The organism is Streptomyces sp. BBFR2 (assembly GCF_044497305.1).
Classification (GTDB): Bacteria; Actinomycetota; Actinomycetes; order Streptomycetales; family Streptomycetaceae; genus Streptomyces.
The window spans coordinates 4085452-4105934 of record NZ_CP172415.1 but is presented as its reverse complement, the minus strand read 5'-3'; the positions used below and the strand labels follow the sequence as shown (position 1 = coordinate 4105934).

The window sequence follows — 20483 nt, the reverse complement described above, 5'->3', positions numbered from 1 at the left end:
CGGACAGTACTGGCAGGAGCGCCGGGTCTGACAGCCTTTCCTCAGAACGCAGCCGGACTCACGCGGCGAGCACCGCCGTGACACCGAGGAGGGCCTCCAGCTCGGCCACGGCCGCGCCCTCGTCCGTGACGTGGACCGTGGTGATGCCCAGATCGGCCGCCGGCGGAAGGTTCACCGCGTGATCGTCCACAAACACACACCGCTGGGCGGGCAGCCCGATCCGTTCCAGGGCGAGCTCATAGATGGCCGGATCAGGCTTGGCCATCCCGACCAGCTCGGAGACGACGTGGACATCGAACAGGTCCCAGATTCCGACGTGTTCGTACGGGTTGAACGGGTCGAGGCCGAAGCTGTTGGACAGCAGAGCGAGACGGTGACCGGCGGCCCGCGCGGCACGCGCGAGCGCGACCATCCGGCGGGCCACAGGCACCCCGGCCCAGGCCCGCCCCATCAGGTTCACCGGATCCACATGCGCACCCAACAGCGCGGCCGTTCCCTCGTTCCACTCGGCCTGCCCGATCTCCCCGATCTCCAGAGCCGCGTACAGACGCCGACCCTCAGGGTGATCGTTGAGAGTGCTACGCCAGGCGCCCGGAGCAAGCCCTTCCGACACGCACCACTCACGGTGAACGGCGAGAGGACTGGCCGTGAGCACCCCGGCGAAGTCGAGGATCAGGCCGCGCCTGTCGGCAACATCAGTCCTGTGCGGCATCCGATGATCGTTCCTTCCCTGACGTGTTCTCCCGGCGACGCTACCGCGCCCACCAGGCCGCCACCCTCTCTTGCACCTCGCGGGCCTCCCCATCGTCGCCACCACCGGCCTCCTCGCCGAATGGCGCGCCCCCAGCATCGTCCTCGACCGCACCGCCGAGACCTAACCGCCGGACTACCGAGCCTGGCGGGCCCGCCGCCTCGCCCAACTACGCTGCGAGGAAGGCAAATGCCTAACCGGCCTCCACACTACGGCTTCAGCCCTGAAGCTAGGCATTGTGAGCTTCTTCAAGCGGTGGGAGCCTCCGAGGCTGCATCTTTTGCCGCAGACTTCTGGTCTCCCGCTACTACCATTGCTTCGATTAGCGTGGCCAGTATTTCGCCGCGCTGTCCCTCGCTCAACTCAGCTTCGGCGATGAGCCGTTCTGCAGCGAGGTAGCGAGAGAACTCCAAGGGCTGATCGAAGTATGCCCTCAAATGCCCCGCCGCAGTTTCCTGAGAGCGGATGAACGTCCGACTGACGTACCCGGCCAGCGTGGCCGCGACGGCTCCCAACCCTCCAGCCACCACACTCCCCGCCGTCGTACTGGCGCGCAGCGCCATGAAGACGAAGGCAAAGAGAAGGACGAAGCCGAGCCCCATGGCAATCTGAGCGTTGCGGAACGAACGCGAAGCCTGGCGCAGGGCAATCTCGTGATAATGGTCGAGACGTCGGTGAGTCACGGCCCAGAGTTCAGAAAGCGGGAGCCTCGTCTTCCTTTCAGCAGTGGGGACGCTTGCCACTCCAGTGACGGCCTCGCCCTCCCCCCGACCGGCCGACTCTGGGACCGAGGTCGCGCCGGAGCCGTCCGTGCCTGGGTAGTGGATGATCACGCCGCCGTGCACTGAGCCCTGCACCACCAGACCATCGGTGACGAGGTGTGGCTGCAGCGCACGTTCGAGTCCCTGCTCCGCTTCGCGTACGCGCTCACGTCCGTCCGCGAAGCGGTCCGCGTCAGCGGCCAATCTGCGACGAACGAACCAGCCCATGCCGGTAACGCTGAACCCGACACCGAGGAGACCGACGATCCCTTGGACCATCTCTGGCAGTGCTCTGCCGCTGTTCACGACCCATCCTGTGCCCCACAACAGGGCGAAGGACCCCAGCGCGACGGATCCCTCAAGAAGCCATCCGCGCGCTCGAGAAGAGGTGGTCTCACGACTGTCGGGCTCGGCCACGCTGTCCATGAGAGGTGATCGTGCAGCCCTGAAGACTCGCGTGTCCAGCAGATGTGGAGATCCTGCACCTCGTCCACGTCCCAACGCAGTTGAAGTGCCGTCCACTCACCACTTTGCATAAGCCTGGGCCGCCGAACGCACCATGTCCTGGCTCTCCGGCTGCCGCCGGTCGCACCGACGCTACGAGCGCAAGCCCGAGCACTTCCTCGCCTTCACCTCCATAGCCACCAGCCTGATCAACTACGGCCGACTCACCAAGTGAAACGACGTCTTAGAGCAAACTGGTGATCCGATGAGACACGCGCTGGCAAGATGGCAGTAGGGGGAGCTGTACCAGCAGCAATCAGCAGGGAGCAGTGGGTGGGAAAGACGATCAACGGCCGGTTTCTGCTGCTACCTCAGGAGGCCCGCCCTGGCGGACTGTCCGAGGTCCGCAAGGCCGTAGATGTCACCAGCGAAGGCGGCGACTACGTGGCTGTCAAACTGCTCAAGCAGCGCGACGACGCAATCAGCGAGATCTTCCTGGAGCGGGAGACATCGGCGCTCAAGGCACTGGACCATCCCCACATCGTGCACATGCTCGACTCTGGCTGGGACGCCGAGCGTGAGCGTTACTTCATCGCACTGGAGTGGATCGACCGCAGCCTCAAGGATGAGATGGCAGACGGTCGTCCTCTGGATTGGCCAGCCTACTTCTCCCGCATCGGCGGGCCCCTGGCTTCCGCCCTCGCGTACGCGCACGATCACCAAATCGAGCACCGCGACCTGAAGCCGGGCAATGTCCTGCTGAGCGATGACGATACAGTTAAGCTCGCCGACTTCGGGATTGCCAAACTCCTTTCAAAGGCCGCCGTCGCCACGGACGAGACGGTGGCCGACTTCCGCTCGACCCTGTATGCGCCGCCGGAGCAGAGCGACGCGATCCCGTACGTCCGTGATGTCTACGCCTACGCAGTCCTCGCCATCCAGGTCCTGTCCCGCAACCAGGCCCGCGACTACCCGGACTTGGCGGCCGTACTCGATGAGCTGGAGCTGGCTCCAGAGATCCGTAGCATCCTGAAGTCCTGTATCGACTACGACCCGCAGAAGCGCCCGGCGAACGCCAGCGTCCTGGAGTATCGGCTCCTGGAAGCAGAGCAGATCTGCAGCAGCCGTGAGGCACGCCATCGCAATGCGCTCTGGATGAAACTGACCCGCCGGGCAGCCGAGAAACTGAGCAGCACCTCGGCCGGCGAAGAGATCGACTGGGTGCAGGTGAAGTCCGACATCCTGGCGGACATCTCCGGCACCGTTCACGTCGACTACGGCTACAACCCGCAGACCAAAGAGATCGACGACACCACGGTGCGGGTGTTCGGCCGCACTCTATTCCTCCGCCTAGTCAGCGACGAAGAGTACGACGACAGGTGCGTCATCATTTCCGCGGAGGAGCGACCGGAAGAGTGGATGGCCAGGCGCCGCGAGTCCTCACTCAAGCTCCTGCCCATCCTCACCTGGACCTTCGACGATCCAGGCGAGGATCCGGCCTATCACGGGCTCAACCTGCTGCTGGACGGCCTCAATGCGCACCAGACTGAACGCGAAGAGCATGCCAGGGACCGCATGCGCCACCAGCTCGGCGACTTGTTCGACGGTTGGCGACGGGTCCTGGAGGCTCGCGAGGAGGCGGTGGCAAACGGCCGGCAGCCCATCGAGTACGAACGGATAGAGGGAGGCGGCCTCACCCGCGTCTTCCACCTCGCCGCGCCAGGCACCACAGTGGAGATCGGTGAAGAGTGGTCAGTGGCCGAGTACCCCTATAGCCGGCCCGCCGACCGCGGCGAAGTGATCAACCAGACCGACGACACCATCGTGCTGCGGATGACGCGCCCCAAGGCGGTCCTTCCCTCTCGCGGTGTCCTGCTGCCATTCCTTGGGCCTAGTCAGAGCGCTATCAACCGTCAGCGGGATGCCCTAAGCGCCGTTGCTGCCGGACAGACGACCAACCCACTCCTTCGGCAGTTCATCGACAACCCCGCGGCCATTCCCTCCCGTCCGCCCGCGGAGGTCGCCCAGTGGTTCCGGGCCGACCTCGATAAGAGCAAACGCGAAGTCGTCGCCCACGCCCTGGGAACCCAGGATCTGCTGCTGGTCGAGGGGCCGCCCGGCACCGGCAAGACGACGGTGATCGCCGAGATCGTCGAGCAGACGCTCAAGCGCGATCCCCACGCCCGCATCCTCATCGTCAGCCAAACCCATATCGCCATCGACAATGCGCTCAAGCGCATCGAGGACGCCGGCATCAGCGGCCTCGTCCGCCTGGGCCGCGTCGACGACCCGCGGGTTGCCGAGAGCGCCCAGCCGCTGCTCCTCGACAAGCAGATCAAGAAATGGACCCAGGGGGTTCGTGCACGGGCGGAGAAGCACCTGGACACGGTGGCCGCCAACAACGGGCTGGAGGCCCGGCACCTCAAAGCCGCCCTGCTACTGGAGGAACTCGCCTCCGTAGCCGCCAACCTGACCCACGTATCGTTCAAACTCGAGGAAATGTCGAGTCGCCCGGCCCTTGACCGCACCAGCTCCGCCCGGGACCTCGGCGAGGAAGTCGTCACCATTCGCGCCCGCCAAGAGCAGCTGCTCGAACAGCGTGCCGAGCTCTTCGCCGAGGTCCAATCCATGCTCACCGGCGAACTCACCTTACGCGAGGACCTCAGCGCCATCGATGCCCGCGACTCGGTCGAAGTCCTTCTTGGCCCGTCCGGCCCCGGGCGCGAGCTCATGAACCTGCTACGTCTGCAGGGCGAGTGGCTGCAGCGCATCGGCACCGACCAGAACCTGATCAGCGCCTTCCTGCGGACTCGGCACGTGATCGGCGGCACGGCTCTCGGCTTCCTTGGCCACCCCGCAGCGAGGGATCTCGAATTCGATCTGTGCATTTTCGACGAGGCGTCCAAAGCGACCGCAACCGAGGCCCTGGTGCCGCTGGCCCGGGCTAAGCGATGGGTGCTGGTCGGTGACACCAACCAGCTGCCTCCCATCGACGAGGATCTGCTGCGCGACGAGAAGATCATGTCCGATCACCAGCTCATCCCCGAGCTGGTGATGACCACACTGTTCCAGTACTTCGCCAACTGCACAGATACACCGGTCAAGCATCTTCTACGCGAGCAGTACCGGATGACGCCGGCGATCGGCAACATGATCAGTACCTGCTTCTACGACGGACAACTGATCTCGCCCAACGACCACACACTGCCGGGGTACGTTCAGATCAACAAGCCGGTCCTCTGGCTGGACACCAGCGCCCTACCCGGTCGGCGTGAATCCGAGCGGACCTCCTCGGAGACCAGCATCTCCAACCCCCTCGAAAGCAAGCTGGCGATGCGTCGCCTCGAGGTCATCGACCAGGCCATCGACAAAAAGATGATCAAGGTCCCTCAAAACAAGCGTCGCCTCGATGTCCTGGTCATCGCCCCCTACGGCCGCCAGGTAGAGGAACTCACGCGGGGTCTGGCTGCACTGAAGCTCAAGCACATCACCCCTGAGGTGTTGTCCGTCGACGCGGTGCAGGGCCGCGAATGCGACCTGGCCGTGTTCTCCGTGACGCGCAGCAACAACCGCGGTCAACTCGGCTTCCTCGGCCAGCCTTACTGGCGCCGCATCAACGTTGCCCTCAGCCGTGCTCGCTTCGGTCTGATGATCATCGGTGATGCCGGATTCTGCCGTAGTCGGGCCGGGGCCCTGCGCGACGTCCTGGACTACATGAGTGACCACCCGGAAGAGTGCCAGATTCGCGATGCCTACCTTTAGCCCCGACAGTCTCCTGGCTGTTCGCTACCACCACGCCCGTCCCGGGCTCGAGCTGGTCACCATCGTCGACGCAGCACTCCCCGTCGCACAGATCACCGCCGAAGTCCTCGCCCAAGACAGCAAGGGCCTGCCGCTGATGGACGAGTTTGTGCTGCGGCTGGTCGACCGCAACGTGAACACTGGGCGCGACGTCGCGGGCATGCTCGGCGTGCCCGAGCGGATGGTGGACCAGACCGTCGCCGAGCTATTCCGCTCGGACAACCTCAGGTGGGGACCGCCTGCTCCACAAGACGATGCCCGCACCCCAGGTCTGCGGCTCACCGACAAGGGCCGCACCACGGCGCAGAAGGCAGCCGCCGTCGTCCCAGTGCGGGTCAACCAGCCACTTGTGTACGACCAGATGTTGGGGAAGGTGGCACCCTACGACCGCCGCACCACCGTGCCGCGCGGACTGGCCGAAGAAGACGGCCTGATCGTGCTGCCTGTTGCAAGGTCCGGCCCCGTAGACGAAAGCAACATCACGGCTGCCGACATCACCGCGCTGCTCCGGGAGAACGGGACCACCAACCGCGAGGTGCTCCAGGTCAAGAGCATCAGCCAGACCAAGGCACGCCGCGTCCTCCCGGTCAAGCTCCTCGTGTACGCCGACGAGGACCGCACCGAAATCCAGCTTGGCGTCGTCGTGGACGGCGAGCTCAGCCAGGCCCACGAACTCGAGCTGATCGGTCACGGTGGCGCCAAGGCCCTCGGCATCACCATCGAACCGCCGCCTGAGCGCCCCCTCCTGGAACCTGACCTGGAAAAGGCCCGCGTCCCTCTCCAAGAGGTAACCCAGCACCGCGCCGAACAGGCTGCCTTCCAGCTCGGCTCCCAGGCCCCCGCGCCGGCCCCGCCTGCGGCACCCCAACCTCAGGCAGACGAGATCCGTGCCATCGGCGTCTTCGAGCACGCAGAGATCCTCGACGAAGCCCTCACCCACGCCCGGCGGCGTCTCCTGATCATCTCGCCGTGGATCAAGAACGCGATCATCACCACGACGTTCCTCAGCCGTCTGGAAACCCGCCTAGCCCGGGGTGTGAAGATCAACATCGCCTACGGCTACGAGGACAACGACACTAAGACCGACCTGGCCGCTGTCCGGAAACTCAACAACCTCGCCGCCCGCTACCAGGACAAATTCTCCTTCACCCGGCTCAAGAGCACCCACGCCAAGGTCCTCGTCTACGACGACGTGTGGGTGACCACCTCCTTCAACTGGCTGTCCTTCAAGGGCGATCCCGACCGCACCTACCGCATGGAAGAAGGAAGTCTCATCCGTAACCGCCAGGTCACCGACACCCAGTACGCCCGATACCTCGAGCTGATCGACGAACAACGCAGATAGTCACCGGTGATGGAAGCCTGCTGGCTGCGCGGTTCGCGCGTGCGGCACGATTCGGCAGCATGGACCCAGATCTCTACACCGAGGTCTCCTTCTGGATAGTTGGTGCTGGAAGCCTGCTTGGTACTGATAGGCGCCCTGGGCCAGTTCACCGCCGCCGCGCGTCAAGGGGACGATGCGAAACCTGCACAGCACGCTACCTGTGCTCGGTTAAGGGAGACCTGCGACGGACTCGACGTCTGGCTCGTTCGAGGATGTCATCATAAGTAATCAGAGTGAGGCCCGGGACGTCTGACTCTGCCTCGCGCAGCTGGATCGGATCGACGACCTTCCGTTGCCCAATCACAACGATCACTCGCGGTCTGAAGAAGTGAAGGCCGTAGGTTGCATGCACCGCCTCGCGCCGACGCTCGTCGTTGAAGTAGTTCCGGTAGGTGCGCATCTGCCCAACCGCATCCATGACTTTCGCGGAGAGATGTATGCGGCTGTCGATGCCCGCCAACAACTGATGCTGGGGGAGCTTGAGGTCCAACAGATCGCAGAGATCGGCGGGGTTGGATGGGGTGAGCGCAAAGTCTGGCCGGAGCGACCTGCCGCCGCTGAGCGGCAAAACAAGCTGCGGGATGGCCCTTACGTACGCATCGTTGAGCAGGAAATCTGGGTTTTGCTCGAAGAATCGTTGAAGATTGGCTTCGCGCACTCTGGGATCATTAATCAGGTCTTCAAGCTCGCGGGTAAGGGCCGTCAGGCTCGGTGTGACGATGTTCAGCAGGTCATGGGCGATGCCGGGGGCAGAGGGCAGCCGCACCGAACCGTCCATTTGCAGAGAGACCAGCCTCAGTCGACCATCGACCATGGCGAGACCCAGAGTCTCGACCGTCGGGTCCAGGGCCTCACTGGTGCTGAGTAGTTCGACAGTTGGCGCTGTGGCCGCTTCGGCGACGTAACGGTCCACCCAGTCGATCACTGGGTGGCGATCATGCACGTCGACGAGCACATGTGGACCGGCAGGTTGGGCGGGCTGCAGCAAGTGAGCCCGCATCGTGTGATCGAGGCGCACAGAGAACATGGGTTGTATCCGTCCACGGTCCCCGAGCAACGGCTTTGCCGCCCACTTGGGCGAGCCGAGCGCGGCATCGGCGCCTTCCGTCATAAAGGCACGGCAGAAGGCCGCCACGCGCTGACGCGCTGGGAGATCAAGGCGTGGATAGCGCCAGGTAAGCAGGGACTCTGTCAGTGCGAGGCGCGTCAACTGGTCTCCTAGTCTGCTTGGTTGCCACACGTCGGCGTCCGCTGTGGAGGGGCACTCGTTCGCCAGCGCTCCATACTCCCAGGAGCCACTGACACCCCTGCTTGCGACTGACGGCTCAGAGCAGCGCCTCACGCTGGTACAGACCACCGTGGCAGCTACCGCTGACACGAGGAGCCAGAACGGATTCAGCACACATGAGGCTGGGAAACCCCACGAACACGTGAGAAATATGGAGGGGTGTTTTCCCAGGCCAGGCACCCTGAGGCCGATGTTTCCACAGGTCACGACCTTGATCAGGGAAAACTCCTAAAGCGGGTGTCGCAGGTTCGAATCCTGCCGGGGGCACAGGGAAATTGCAGGTCGGAGGCCCTGCCGCCCGAGTGGGTGGCAGGGCCTCCGGTCTTGCGGCATGTATATGGCGTACGGGCGGTGCCGGTGGCGCGTCCGGCCCCCTCACCTCCGGAGCGTCCCCGTGGTGCCCGCAGCGCCCGTCGTGAGCCGGACTCCGACCGAGCAGGGGGCCGTCGTGGTTGCGGGCGGATCCGCCGGGCTCAGCGGGGGCGTGGCGGGGTTCGCCGGGCTCAGCGGGGGCGTGGAGGTGGCCGCCGTGTGCAGCAGGGTCGTGGCGATGCGGGTGGCGTGGTCGGCGGTGATGATCAGTTCGATGTAGTCGCAGTCGTCGGTGTGGGGGCCGATGGTGATGCGCAGGGAGACCGTGCCGTCGGGTTCTGTTGATGCCGTGACCGTTCCGTCGACCACTCCGGGGATCACCGCGGGGGCTGTCATCTCGTGGCCTCCTCGGAAGAGGACGGGGGCGAGGACGAGGGCGAAGGCTCGGACGCGGCCGAGGGCTCGGTGCCGGACGGCCTCGGGGGGCGGTGCCTGGTCAGGGCGTTTTGGATGCGGGCGCCGTAGAGGCTGGTCACCAGGCCGGCGATGATCAGGAGGCCGGAGAGGATCTTGAGGGCGGGGAGTTGTTCGCCGAAGATCAGCACGGAGCCGGTGATGCCGAAGAGGGGGACGAGGAGGGAGAGGGGGGCGACGGTGGAGACCGGGTACTCCCTGAGCAGCCAGTTCCAGATGGCGTACGCGAGGAGGGTGTTGGGGTACGCCTGGAAGAGGATCGAGGCGATGGCGGTGAGGTCCAGTCCGGAGCCGAGGTGCTCGAAGCCGGCGGTGCCGCCCACCGCGAGGTCCAGCAGGAACAGCGGTATCGGTGAGAACAGGCAGGACCACACCAGGAACGCGCCGACCCGGTCGGGGGCCGCCTTCTTCATCAGGACGTTGGCCGCGCTCCAGGAGAACGCGCCGAGGACGACCAGGGCGAGGCCCGCGAAGGTGACGCTGCCGTCGGTGAGGAACGCGGTGCAGGCGAGGCCGCCGAGGGCGATGACGGTGCCGGTGATCTGGTGCCGGGTGAGCTTCTCCCGGAAGACGACCGCGCCGAGCAGGATCGTCAGGAACGCGCTGAGCTGCAGTACCAGTGAGGCGATGCCCGCGGAGACGCCCACCTGCACCGCGAGGTTGACCACGCCCCACAGGGCGACGCCGAAGATCAGGCCGTATCCGGCGAGGTAGCGCCAGGGGACGTCGGGGCGCCGGACCACCAGCACCGCGGGGAAGGCGGTGAGGGTGAAGCGGATGCCGGTCAGCAGGAACGGGTCCACCGTCTCCAGGCCGATCTTCGTCACCGAGAAGTTGAGTCCCCAGATCGCGGTGATCGCCACCGCGAGGAGTACGTGTCGGGCTTTCATCGCAGTGTGTTCTCCGGTTCTTGCCTGGCGGTTGCGGTGCCCGTGCAGAAGTCCCGCCGGTGCCGGAGGAGGGGGCGGGCCGGCGGGCCGCAGTGCGGTCCGGTCCGTGGCGGCTCTTCGGTACGGGTAGGGGTCGGGCTCATGCTCATGCCTCCGGGGTCGGGCTCATGCTCATGCCTCCGCTGGGGTGGACGGCGTGGTCAGGGGGGCGTCCGGCTCCGGTGACGTCCGCAGCGCCGCGCGGAAGCTGCGCAGGGTCACCGGCAGGGCGAGCGCGCCGACGGCGGCGAGCAGCACCGTGAGTCCGGCGACCAGGTGCTGCGGGCCCACCGACGCGCCCAGGGTGCTGACGAGCAGACCGGCGACCGGGTAGGGCGTCAGGCCCACGAGGAAGAACGGGCCCATGACCTTGCCCAGGTGTTCGCCGGGGATGACCTTGACGCGTTGGGTGCGGTTGAAGACGTTGAAGTAGGCCACTCCGCCCATCGCGACGACGAATCCGGTGGCGTACAGCGCGAAGGTCGGGGCGAAGGAGAGCAGCAGCAGCGCGGCGCACTGGACGAGGTAGCCGACCACGCCGAGGAACGGCACGCCGAACCGCCGCACCAGCAGCGGGGTGAGCGCGAGGTTGGCCAGGCCGACGACGCCGACGAGGGTGTTGAGCAGGGCGAAGGACGACTCGGGGGCGTGCAGTTCGCCGGTGACGACGGCGGCGTTGGCGCTGAGCATCGTCGCGAAGGCCAGGTTGATGGCGAAGTTGAGGCCGGCCAGCAGCAGGACGGGGCGGTTGGTCACCAGCAGCCGCCAGCCGAGCCGCAGGTCGGCGAGGATCACCCGGGCGCTGCCGGGGCCGTCGCCCGAGCCGGCGAGGCGTGGCAGGCCGAGCCAGCAGGCGGCGCCGGTGGCGAACAGCGTGGCGGCGATCCCCAGCAGCCAGATCTTGCCGAGCGCGGCCGCGGCGAGCACGGCGAGGCCCGGGCCGAGGGCCTGGGCCAGCAGCTCCATGTTCTGGAAGAGGGCCTGGGTGCGCGGCAGGTCGTCGCCCTGGGCGAGGCGCGGTACGACCTTCTCCACGGACATCCGGACGGCGGGCATGACCGACGCCAGCAGCGCCCCGTTGGCCATCAGCAGTCCGACGGTCCAGGAGGGGACGGCCAGGCACAGGACGAGGGTGAGCACCAGCACCGCGGCACGGGCGGAGTTGGCGCGGGTGAACAGCCGGGTGCCGCCGTCGCGGTCGGCCAGCAGCCCGGCGAACGGGTACATCGCCAGCGCGGGCAGCCACTCCAGTGCGAAGGAGGCGCCCAGCGTGGTGACCTTCCCGGTCTCCTGGTAGATGAGCAACGGGACGGCGAACAGCACGAGTTGTTCCGCCATCAGCCCGGCCAGCACTCCGGTGCCGAACAGGAATCGGCGTACGCGCTCGGGGCGGCTCCGCTTCACCGCGTCCCTCCGGCCGCCACGGCGTGCCGGTCCATGGCCTCCAGTTCGCGTACCAGCGGCAGCACGCCGGTGAAGAAGTGCCGCATCTCGTCCCGCGCGGGCCAGCCGGAGAAGATGAACTGGGCCACGCCGGCGGCCTTGTACTCCATGAGGTGGCCGGCGACCTCGGCGTAACTGCCCACCAGGCACAGGGCGGGGCCGCCGCGGTAGGCGACGGCGCCGGAGTACAGCAGCGGGGAGAGCCAGCCGCCGTCCGCCTCCTCGGCGAGCCGGAAGGAGTTGCGCACCGCCTCGGAGTCGGCCGCCGCCACGAAGCGGGCCACGAAGTCCCGGTGGGTCTCGTCGGTCTCGCTCATCACCTCCGCCAGATCGGTCAGCGCCTCCTCGCGGGTCGGCCGCGCCAGTATCTGCATGCGCAGGCCGACCTCCCGGTCCCGTGCCAGGAACGGCCCGGTCACCTCGGCGATCTTCTCGGGGACGTCGCCGTAGCGGAACCAGCAGTCCCCGTACTCCAGCGCCAGCCGCTGGGCGGGCTCGGAGGCTCCGCTGACGTAGATCTCGGGGCGCCGTCCGGCGTAGGGGGCGAGTCCCAGTTGGGCGTCGCGCAGGCGGTAGTGGGCGCCCTGGTACGTCATCGGGGTCTCGCCCCGCCAGAAGCGGTGCAGGACGTCGAGGAACTCCGTGGCGCGTGCGTACCGGTCGTCGTGGGCGAGGAAGTCGCCGTAGTACGCCTGCTCCACGGGGGAGATGCCGGCGACCAGGTTCAGCGCGATACGGCCCTCGGACATCCAGGAGAGGGTGTTCACGAGCTGGGTGAACAGGGTCGGGGACAGCAGGCCGGGGCGGTACGCCAGGATGTACTTCACGCGGTGGGTCTCGCGCGCCATCGCGCTGAGCAGCGGCACCGGGTCGGGCAGTGTGTAGCTCTGCGCCATCAGCAGGGATTCGGCCCCCAGGGCGTCGGCCTCGCGGGCGAAGTCCAGGGCGCCGTCGAGGTCGAGGACGTCCGAGCGGTACTTCTCGGTGGACTTCTTCTGGCCGCTGTCCAGCGCCGATCCCCAGTGGAACCGCAACGCGCTCATGTCTGTGCTCCTTCGTGCGGATGCGCCGCGGCGTGCAGGCGCAGCGAACCGAACAGGCGGGTCATCCAGTCCCGCGTCCCGTCCGGTGAGGCGGCGCCGATGGTCCCGGTGAGGACGGTCTCGTGCGCGCCGTAGGTGATGTGGTCGGGCAGCGGCGTCCCGGTGGGGAGTTCGTGCCAGGTCAGTGCCTCGGCGCGGAAGCCGTCCGTACCGTCGAGGCGTTCCAGGACACCGGCGCCGAGGTGGTGTCCTGGGTGGACGAACCAGCCGTACCAGGCGCGGTCGGCGGGCGGCTGGGGCAGCCGGCCGGCCACGTCCTCGCCGAGCAGGACGCGCAGTTCCCAGGACGGCAGGTGGACGCCGGTGCGCCGTTCGAAGGTGTCGGCCACGTCGGCGCCGCCGACCCGGTTGCCGACCTCCAGGAACACCAACTCGCCCGCGTCGTCCCGGATCGCCTCCAGGTGGAAGCTGCCGTCGTGGATGCCGACGGCGTCCAGGGCGCGGTCCACCCAGCGTTCGGCGCCGTCCGTGAGCCGGATCTGGAAGGAGCCCAGCGGGCGGCCCTGGGCGTAGCCGAGGCAGGTGCCAAGGTATTCGCTGCCGGTCAGGGCGAGCACCCGGCCGCCTTGCACCAGTCCGTCGAAGTGCAGCACCGGCCCGTCGACGAACTCCTCCACCTGGTACGAGGCGACCGCCTCGCCGTTGTCGTCCGGTGTGTCCAGGTCGGCGGCGGAGGAGCGCCGGGCGGTCACGGCTGCGTACGCCTCGGCCGGGGTGGCGAAGACGACGACGTTCTCGCTGGAGGCACCGCGGTGCGGCTTCAGCACCGTCCGGCCCTGCCACGGGGCGGCGCCGCCGCGCTTGAGCAGGTCGGCGAGGGGCAGGAAGCGCGGGACGCGCAGCCCGGCCCGTTCGACGGCGCTCTTCATCAGCACCTTGTCGCGGGCGAGGAGGACCCGCTCGACCCGGGCGCCGGGCACGTCGAGCCGTTCCCGCAGCCGGGCCGCGTCCAGCAGTTCGTACTCGGACATGGAGATGATCCGGTCGAAGCGCCCCCGCTGCCCGTCGAGCCAGGCCACGGCCTCGTCGTAGGTGGCGCCTTCGCCGGGGCGCACGGCGCGGGTGGCGCGCAGGTCCGCGGGGAGGGTGGCGAGGGCGGTGGCGGTGCCGAGGTAGGTGACGTCGTGGCGGTCGTGGTCGATGCCCCGGTGGTATTCGATCTTGGGGTAGGGGATGCGGTGGAGTATCAGGATCCTCATCAGCAAGCCTCCAGCAAGGTGCTACGGCGGTCGGTGTCCGGGGCGTCGCAGGCGGCGTCCAGCGCGGCCGGCCACAGCTCGCGCAGGGTGTGCACGACGTCCCGGATGTCGGCGTGCGCGGAGTGCAGCAGCACACAGCACTGGGCGGCGAAGTCGGCGTTGTCGCGGGGGACGGCGTGCAGGTCGCGTCGCTCGCGCGCCAGCCAGCCGAACTCGGTGGCGGTCAGCTCGTCGGCGGCGAGGCCGTGGCGGGCGCGGGTAGCGGCGAGGGCGTCGTCGAAGGGGGCCGCGCCGGGGCGTACGTCGGCCGGGGCGAAGCCGCGGTCGGTGGCGACGCCGAGCATCACGGTGGCGGCGGAGCGGTCCGCGTCGGGCAGGTCGCCGCCCGCCGGGAGGCCGAAGGCCGCGTCGACCCACTTCTCGTACAGGTCGACGCCGTGGACCCAGGACGCCAGTGACCAGATCCGCATACCGGCCGGCCGGCGGTTGGGTTCGACGACGGCGGCGTGGGTGTCGTCGTCGCTGAGCTTGATCTCGTTGTGGAAGGGGCCGTCGCACTGGCCGACGAGCCAGTTCGCGAGCCGTCCGGCGCGGCGCAGTGTGGCGTGTCCGGCGGGGCTCACCCGGGCGGGCAGCACCTGGGCCACCTCCACCGGGTACCGCCCGGCCGCGCTGACCTTCTCGGTGACGAAGGAGAGGCTCCCCAGGCCGTCGTAGGAGAACTCGCGCCGGTAGGGGATGAGCTGTTCGCACAGCACGCCGTCGCGGACGTACGGCCGTACCTCCGCGAACGCGGCGTCGAGGTCGTCGCCGGGGCGGACGAGGACGACGCCGCGGTTGTTGCCCTCCTTGGCCGGTTTGACGACGAAGCCGCCGGGGTGGCGCCGCGCGAATTCCCGCAGGTCGGCGACTGTTTCGACCCGTGTGTAGTCGGGCACCAGGACCCGCTGGGCGCTCAGCAGGGCGCCGCCGGCGCGCTCCGCGTCGCGGTAGGCGAGCTTGCAGAACGCGGCTTCGGCGGGCTCCGGCGCGTCCACCCGCAGGCCCAGCCGGCGCAGCAGTTCGGCGCCGCTGTGCACCGCGTTGTCCGAGAAGACGATGCCCGCCGCGAACTCCGCGCGGCGCGGCCCCAGCAGCTTCTCGCCCCGCTCGGCGAAGTCCGCGTCGAGCGGGTCGAGGTCTATCACCTCGTCGCTGATGCGGGTGTCGCTCTCGCCGGGCCGGGCGCGGACCAGGGTGGTCAGCGCGCCGTGCCGCTCGCGTGCGTAGCGGCGCATGTGCCGTACGTCGTCGACGCGGCTGAGGTTGTAGTCGACGATGAGGAATCTGGGCGGTGCGGTGGGCATGGGGTCGCCTCCTGGGATGAGGGGTCCGGCGGTCAGCGCGGCAGGGGGCCGTAGCGCACGTCGACGGCGTGGGCGGAGGCCCGCTCCAGCTCCGGCAGGAGGCGGTCGCGCTCGGCGAGCGGGAAGCGCCACAGCATCTGTCCGAGGAAGACCTCGCGGGAGCGGGGTTCGACGGTGTCGCCCTCGCCGAGGAGGATCTGCGCGAGCGCGGGCGCGAGCGGCAGATCGTCCGCGACGCCGATGTGCTCGATGCGGCCGGGCTCGGCGAAGAAGACGCGGAAGAAGGTGGCGTGCGGTGTCGGCGGGGTGCCGTCGGGCCGGAAGGACAGGCGGCGCAGCCGGCCCCGGTCCACGGGCTCCAGCAGCAGGTCGAGCCAGAGGTCGAGCAGTCCGGCCTCGCCGTTCAGCTCGCGCACGCTGGGCGAGATGAGGCTGCCGCCGACGCGCGGGTTGATCTCGATCAGGTCCCACCGGGAGCCGTCGAACCGGGCCTCGACGTGGAAGCAGCCCCAGCGCAGGTCCAGGTGGGCCAGGAGGCCGGTGACCCAGGCCAGGCCGGCTGCGGTCCGCTCCGGGCCGGCGGAGACGGGCGGGCTGGTGCAGGCGTTCTCCAGGACGGCGCCGCCGGTCTCGGTCACCTCGCACTTCTCGTGGACGGCGACCACGAACGCCTCGCCGTCGCCGACGAGCACCTCGAAGCTGAACTCGCGTCCCGGCAGGTAGTCCTCGACCAGGAAGGCGAGCCCGTCGTCGCCGAAGGCGGAGGCGTAGACGCTGTCGCCCCGGGACTCCTCGGTGATCCGCCGGATCTCCGCCCAGGTGGTGGCGGCGGACAGCGGGAAGGTGCCGTAGGAGGCGATCCCGCTCACGGGCTTGATGAAGAACTTCCCCGGGCGCCGCTGGTGGGCGGCGAGCGATTCCTCGGTGAGCGCCTCGGCGCGCACCCGGCTCAGCCCGGCCGCCGTCAGCGTCTGCCGCAGCGTCAGCTTGTCGCGCAGCGCCAGCACCTGGTCCGGGGCGAGGTCGTCCACCCCGAGCAGGGCGTTGGCGTGCGCCATCAGATGGCGGTAGCCCTCCCACACGGTGACGCAGGCCCGGACGTGTGCACCGCGCTCGCGCAGTTCCGTCAGGTACGACTCGACGTCGGCGCGGGTGAGCACATGGTCGTCGGTGCACCGGACACGGGTGGCCTTCGCCTCCAGGTCGGCCTGCCGGGTGGGCAGGTGCTCGGGCTCGGGCAGGGAACTGAGGACGTAGGACGCCAGTCCGCGCGCGTCCAGTGCGGCGATCAGGTCCTCCATGAAGGAGAAGCCGACGTGGCTGAGCAGCAGGACGCCCTCGCCGTGTGCCGTGGCCGGGTGGCTCACCTTGCGATCCCTTCGGTGTGTACGGGTGCGGGGTGCTCCCGCCTCCGCCTCCCCCGGGAGCACGGGGCAGGGGGAGGCAGAGGCGGGAGCCTCTGGAGCGGGTCAGGCCGCGGTGGTCGCCTTCGCCTCGGCGCCGAGGGTGTTGGCGTACAGCTCCTCGAAGTACTGGGCGAGCAGCCGCTGGTGCTCCTGGAGGTACCGCTTGAGCGCGTCGATGTCCTGCTCGTCGCGGATCAGGTGGCGCAGCGCCGCCCACACCTCGCCGGGGTGGTCGTCGTTGATGTCGGTGTGCGAGTGGCTGATCTGGCCGCCGATGTTCTTCTCGCCGACGGAAGTCTTGAGCGCGACGAGCTTGCGCGGCTCCAGCTTCACGTTCACGTACTCGACCAGGTACGAGTAGGCGACCACGCCGAGCGGGCCCTCGTGGTCCAGCAGGTACGAGAAGTAGCCGGTGAGCAGCTTGGTCGACAGGTACGGCTCGACCGAGAGGAACTCCTCGCGGCTGACGCCGACCTTGGCGAGGTCGTCGATGAACAGCTCGTCGTGGAGCATCTCCTCCTGCTCGTAGTTGGCCCACACCTGGGCCGCCTCCGGGCTCCGCTTGGCGATCTCGGTGAGCGCCTTGGACTCGGCCACCCGCAGCAGGCGGATACGCCAGGCGGTCTCGATCAGATTCCGCTTGTAGTACTCGGAGTTGACGTCCTTGCCCTCCAGGTGGGCGGCGGCCGGGACGGTCTCGTACCACTCCTCGACCTGCCGGTCGAGGAGGACGTCGATCTCGGCGCGCAGCTCGGCGGAGGCGGACGCGCTCAGGAACGGCCGGCGGTTGTCGTAGCCGACGTTGATGACTCGGTTGGACATGGGTCTCCCTCTGATAGGCCCGTTCGGGCGGGTTTCTTCCGGGAATGGAGATGGTTCGGGGGCGCGCACGGGCGACGCCGCGGGCCGTCGGGCCACGGCGGCAGGTCCTGCCGGTGCGGTGCGCGCGGTGGAAAGGAAGGAGGAAAGGGGCGTGTCAGTCGGCGAGGCGGATGGTCGCCGGACCGTGGAGCCGGCACTGGCACGCCAGGCGGTAGGAGCCCTCGGACCTGCCGAGGTCCTCCAGGAAGTCCCGTTCGTCGTCGTCGCTCTCGCCCAGCGCGTCGGCGCCTTCGATGACCTCGACGACGCAGGCGCCGCAGGCTCCGGAGCGGCAGCCGAAGGGGATGACGCGCTCGGGGGTCTCGTACTCGATGTCGGTGAGGCGGGAGCCCGCGGGCAGCATGATGTCCAGCCCGTGGGGAAGTACGGTCAGCTTCTTCAACTGCACGGCGTCAGGCACCTTTCCGCGTGGTGCGGTCAGGGGGAGGGACGTCGGAGGAGTGCTCGGGTGCCAGCCGGCTGCCGGGGCGCAGCGCCACGGCGGCGTGGTTGACCGCGGTGGCCGCCTCGGCGAAGCCGACGGAGATCAGCGGTACCCGGCCGGGCCGGACACAGCCGTCGCCGACCGCGTACACCTCCGGCAGGTCGGTCCCCTGGGTGGCGGCGTCCACCAGGAACGCCCGGTGCTCCAGCCGCGCTCCCCAGTCGGCGAGCGGGCCGAGGTGGGCGGAGAAGCCCAGCGCGGCGATCAGCGTCTCCGCCGGGACCTGCGCCGATTCCCCGCCGTGGGCGATCGTGACACGCTCCAGCCGTTCCGCACCGTGGCAGGCCGTGACCTGCGCGTCCGTGAGGACCCGTACGGGGGCGTCGTGGAGCTGTTTCACGCTGTGCTCGTGGGCGCGGAAGGCGGCGCGCCGGTGCACCAGGGTGGTGCTGCGGGCGATCGGGGCGAGGGCCAGGGCCCAGTCCACGGCGCTGTCGCCGCCACCGACGATCACGACGTCCCGTCCGGCGTGGTCCGCGGGGCGCGGTACGTGGTAGGCGGCGCCCCGGCCCAGGTACGGCAGTGCGCAGGTCAGGGCGCGGGGTGTGAACCGGCCCAGGCCCACGGCGATCACGACGGCCCCGGCGTGCACGGTGCGGCCGCGGTCGGTGCCGACGCTCCAGCCGCCCCCGGCGCGCCGGGTGAGCGTCGTCGCCGCGTGGCCGAGCAGATACCGCGGCGCGAAGACGGCCGCCTGTGCGACGAGGTTGTCGATCAGTTCACGCCCCTTGACCGCCAGGTGCCCGGCGACGTCGTAGAGCGCCTTCTCCGGGTAGAGCGCGGCCACTTGACCACCGGGCTGGTCGAGAGCGTCGATGACGGCGCAGGTCAGGCCGCGGAATCCGGCGTAGTAGGCGGCGTGGAGGCCGGCGGGGCCCGCGCCGATGACGGCGATGTCGACGGTGACGGCCGGATCGGCCGTGCCGGGTATGTGGGTGGGGCCGGCCGCCTCCGCGGCGGTTCCGGATGCTCCGGTCATCGCCCGCCGCCCCCGGTTCTGCCGTCCTCGCCGTCCTCGTCGCCGTCCTGCGTACGCGCCGTCCGGGCGCGCTCCTCGCGCAGGTTCAGCACCTCGTACAGCACGTCGTGGACGGGCGTCGGTGTGCCGAGGCGGTCGCCGAGCCGCACCACCGCTCCGGTCCAGGCGTCGAGTTCGGAGGGGAGACCGGCCAGGATGTCCCGCTGGAGCGACGAGGTGCCCTGGGCGGGCTGGCGGTCGATGAAGGCGAGCGTCGATTCCACGAGGTCATCGGGGAGTTCAACGTCGGCCGCGCGGGCCAGCCGCGCCACCTCGGCCATGCCGTCGGCCAGCAGCCGGCGGGTTCCCGGACGGGAGCGGAGTTCGCCGAAGCCCGCGTCCGTCACCGCGCCGAGGGAGCCGAACGGCACCACGAACAGGAACTTGGCCCAGAGTTCGGCCCAGATCCGGCCGGCGACGACGCCGCGCGCACCGGCTTCGGTGAGCGCGTCCCGCAGCCGCTGCGCGCGGTCGGTGACCCGGTCGTCCCACTCGCCGAAGGTCAGCGATCCCTCACCGCCGACGTGCTGGATCACACCGGGTCCGGCCAGCCGCGCGATGACCTTGGCGACACCCGGCAGCACCGCTTCCCGGCCGACGACTTCGGCTACCAGCTCCGGCGCCTCGACGCCGTTCTGCAGCGTCACCACGCCCGTTCCCGGTCCCACCAGAGGCTTCAACGCCTCGATGGCGGCGGGCAGTTGCCAGGTCTTGACGCACAGGAGGACGAAGTCGCTCACGCCGATCTCCGAGGCGTCGGAGGTCGCCCGTACCCGCTCGACGGCGAAGTCGCCGTCCGGTGAGCGCACGGTGAGTCCGTCCCGGAGCAGCGCCTCCAGATGGGCCCCCCGGGCGACGAACCGTACGTCGTGTCCGGCGGCGGCTAAGCGGCCACCGAAGAACCCTCCGACGCCCCCCGCACCGACTATCGCGATCTTCACGATTCTTTCCTCGCTTTTGACTCAGATTTCGCCTGCTGTTGTACGGAATTCGGGTGGTTCCTCTGCAGGGCTCGCCGTCGAGCGGGGCGGCACAGCGCAACCCTCCTGCTCCACAAGTCCGTCGGGTATGGTTCATCCGATTATCCGGTCACTATTGAACGGGATTTTCAAAAAGGGTGAACGAGTGCGGAGAGGGGGGAGAGGACGCAGCGGCGCCGCGTCACCTTTCGACGCTGCCCCAGATGACGTCGTCCGCACCGACATGACTGCTCACGGCGGTGTCCGCGGTGACCGCCGTCACCGTTCCGGGAATTACGGCAAGGAAAAAGGTGGCGCTGAACGCGACAGCGGAACTTCTGGTGCTCACGGTTTTCTCCCCCAGTTTTATCGGGCGAAAGGTTCTCCCTCGCCCGACAGAAATCTTGCCGGAACGGGGGTGTCCATGGCCACTGAAAGCTGATGGTGAAAAGTCACTGACAAGTTCTCGTCACGGCTAATCCACACAGAGTGGAAGAAA

At 68.6% G+C, this 20483-nt stretch carries 17 protein-coding genes and 1 pseudogene; 3 read left to right on the top strand and 15 right to left on the bottom strand.

Going from position 1 to position 20483, the window contains the following annotated elements:
* Positions 1-58: 58 nt before the first annotated feature.
* Both ACGH2B_RS16575 and ACGH2B_RS16570 read right to left on the bottom strand, forming a co-directional pair.
* Positions 59-712, bottom strand: a complete 654-nt coding sequence (locus tag ACGH2B_RS16575) for an HAD-IA family hydrolase (RefSeq protein WP_399089575.1) — start codon at positions 710-712, stop codon at positions 59-61.
* 287 nt (positions 713-999) lie between these two features.
* Entirely contained in the window at positions 1000-1938 is a 939-nt protein-coding gene (locus ACGH2B_RS16570) for a hypothetical protein (protein WP_399089572.1), read from the bottom strand.
* A gap of 115 nt (positions 1939-2053) precedes the next feature.
* Here ACGH2B_RS16570 and ACGH2B_RS16565 point away from each other — a divergent pair.
* The 3 genes and pseudogenes from ACGH2B_RS16565 to ACGH2B_RS16555 form a co-directional block, all read left to right on the top strand.
* A pseudogene (locus ACGH2B_RS16565) lies at positions 2054-2191 on the top strand (IS5/IS1182 family transposase); the annotation flags it as partial.
* Positions 2192-2289: 98 nt separating this feature from the next.
* Positions 2290-5718: an AAA domain-containing protein gene (locus ACGH2B_RS16560; RefSeq protein ID WP_399089569.1), complete on the top strand. Its 3429-nt coding sequence runs from the start codon at positions 2290-2292 to the stop codon at positions 5716-5718.
* Positions 5675-7102 carry a hypothetical protein gene (locus tag ACGH2B_RS16555; RefSeq protein WP_399089566.1) on the top strand — a complete coding sequence of 476 codons (1428 nt, stop codon included), beginning with the start codon at positions 5675-5677 and terminating at the stop codon, positions 7100-7102. Before ACGH2B_RS16560 ends, ACGH2B_RS16555 begins: the two co-directional genes overlap by 44 nt.
* Positions 7103-7295: 193 nt before the next feature.
* On the opposite strand, the gene ACGH2B_RS16550 is transcribed toward ACGH2B_RS16555, so the two are convergent.
* The 13 genes from ACGH2B_RS16550 to ACGH2B_RS16490 all read right to left on the bottom strand — a co-directional run bounded on the left by ACGH2B_RS16550 (position 7296) and on the right by ACGH2B_RS16490 (position 20333).
* Positions 7296-8351 (bottom strand): Shedu anti-phage system protein SduA domain-containing protein, encoded by a 1056-nt coding sequence (locus tag ACGH2B_RS16550; RefSeq protein WP_399089563.1) that lies wholly within the window; start codon positions 8349-8351, stop codon positions 7296-7298.
* A 453-nt stretch (positions 8352-8804) separates the two neighbouring features.
* Positions 8805-9137: a hypothetical protein gene (locus ACGH2B_RS16545; protein WP_399089560.1), complete on the bottom strand. Its 333-nt coding sequence runs from the start codon at positions 9135-9137 to the stop codon at positions 8805-8807.
* Entirely contained in the window at positions 9134-10105 is a 972-nt protein-coding gene (locus ACGH2B_RS16540) for an EamA family transporter (RefSeq protein WP_399089557.1), read from the bottom strand. The genes ACGH2B_RS16545 and ACGH2B_RS16540 overlap by 4 nt, the downstream gene beginning before the upstream one ends.
* A gap of 171 nt (positions 10106-10276) precedes the next feature.
* Entirely contained in the window at positions 10277-11548 is a 1272-nt protein-coding gene (locus ACGH2B_RS16535) for an MFS transporter (RefSeq protein WP_399089554.1), read from the bottom strand.
* A complete protein-coding gene (locus tag ACGH2B_RS16530) occupies positions 11545-12630 on the bottom strand; it encodes an LLM class flavin-dependent oxidoreductase (RefSeq protein ID WP_399089551.1) in 1086 nt (361 codons plus the stop codon). The genes ACGH2B_RS16535 and ACGH2B_RS16530 overlap by 4 nt, the downstream gene beginning before the upstream one ends.
* Positions 12627-13889, bottom strand: coding sequence for an acetyl-CoA carboxylase biotin carboxylase subunit family protein (locus ACGH2B_RS16525; RefSeq protein ID WP_399089548.1), 1263 nt, complete (start codon positions 13887-13889; stop codon positions 12627-12629). The genes ACGH2B_RS16530 and ACGH2B_RS16525 overlap by 4 nt, the downstream gene beginning before the upstream one ends.
* Positions 13889-15235 (bottom strand): acetyl-CoA carboxylase biotin carboxylase subunit family protein, encoded by a 1347-nt coding sequence (locus ACGH2B_RS16520; RefSeq protein ID WP_399089545.1) that lies wholly within the window; start codon positions 15233-15235, stop codon positions 13889-13891. Before ACGH2B_RS16520 ends, ACGH2B_RS16525 begins: the two co-directional genes overlap by 1 nt.
* A 32-nt stretch (positions 15236-15267) precedes the next feature.
* Entirely contained in the window at positions 15268-16602 is a 1335-nt protein-coding gene (locus ACGH2B_RS16515) for an ATP-grasp domain-containing protein (protein ID WP_399089542.1), read from the bottom strand.
* 102 nt (positions 16603-16704) lie between these two features.
* Complete coding sequence (locus ACGH2B_RS16510; RefSeq protein WP_399089539.1) at positions 16705-17463, bottom strand: hypothetical protein; 759 nt, start codon at positions 17461-17463, stop codon at positions 16705-16707.
* A gap of 154 nt (positions 17464-17617) precedes the next feature.
* Positions 17618-17923: a 2Fe-2S iron-sulfur cluster-binding protein gene (locus ACGH2B_RS16505; RefSeq protein WP_399089536.1), complete on the bottom strand. Its 306-nt coding sequence runs from the start codon at positions 17921-17923 to the stop codon at positions 17618-17620.
* Positions 17916-18986, bottom strand: coding sequence for an NAD(P)/FAD-dependent oxidoreductase (locus ACGH2B_RS16500; RefSeq protein ID WP_399089533.1), 1071 nt, complete (start codon positions 18984-18986; stop codon positions 17916-17918). Before ACGH2B_RS16500 ends, ACGH2B_RS16505 begins: the two co-directional genes overlap by 8 nt.
* Positions 18983-19966, bottom strand: coding sequence for a 2-dehydropantoate 2-reductase (locus ACGH2B_RS16495; RefSeq protein WP_399089530.1), 984 nt, complete (start codon positions 19964-19966; stop codon positions 18983-18985). Before ACGH2B_RS16495 ends, ACGH2B_RS16500 begins: the two co-directional genes overlap by 4 nt.
* Positions 19967-20186: 220 nt before the next feature.
* Entirely contained in the window at positions 20187-20333 is a 147-nt protein-coding gene (locus tag ACGH2B_RS16490) for a hypothetical protein (protein ID WP_399089527.1), read from the bottom strand.
* Positions 20334-20483: the final 150 nt, after the last annotated feature.

Coding starts and splice junctions, on each gene's coding strand:
- ACGH2B_RS16545 (WP_399089560.1), bottom strand. CDS start 9,137: ATGACAGCCCCCGCGGTGATCCCCGGAGTGGTCGACGGAACGGTCACG.
- ACGH2B_RS16570 (WP_399089572.1), bottom strand. CDS start 1,938: ATGGACAGCGTGGCCGAGCCCGACAGTCGTGAGACCACCTCTTCTCGA.
- ACGH2B_RS16575 (WP_399089575.1), bottom strand. CDS start 712: ATGCCGCACAGGACTGATGTTGCCGACAGGCGCGGCCTGATCCTCGAC.
- ACGH2B_RS16530 (WP_399089551.1), bottom strand. CDS start 12,630: ATGAGCGCGTTGCGGTTCCACTGGGGATCGGCGCTGGACAGCGGCCAG.
- ACGH2B_RS16510 (WP_399089539.1), bottom strand. CDS start 17,463: ATGTCCAACCGAGTCATCAACGTCGGCTACGACAACCGCCGGCCGTTC.
- ACGH2B_RS16540 (WP_399089557.1), bottom strand. CDS start 10,105: ATGAAAGCCCGACACGTACTCCTCGCGGTGGCGATCACCGCGATCTGG.
- ACGH2B_RS16520 (WP_399089545.1), bottom strand. CDS start 15,235: ATGCCCACCGCACCGCCCAGATTCCTCATCGTCGACTACAACCTCAGC.
- ACGH2B_RS16500 (WP_399089533.1), bottom strand. CDS start 18,986: ATGACCGGAGCATCCGGAACCGCCGCGGAGGCGGCCGGCCCCACCCAC.
- ACGH2B_RS16525 (WP_399089548.1), bottom strand. CDS start 13,889: ATGAGGATCCTGATACTCCACCGCATCCCCTACCCCAAGATCGAATAC.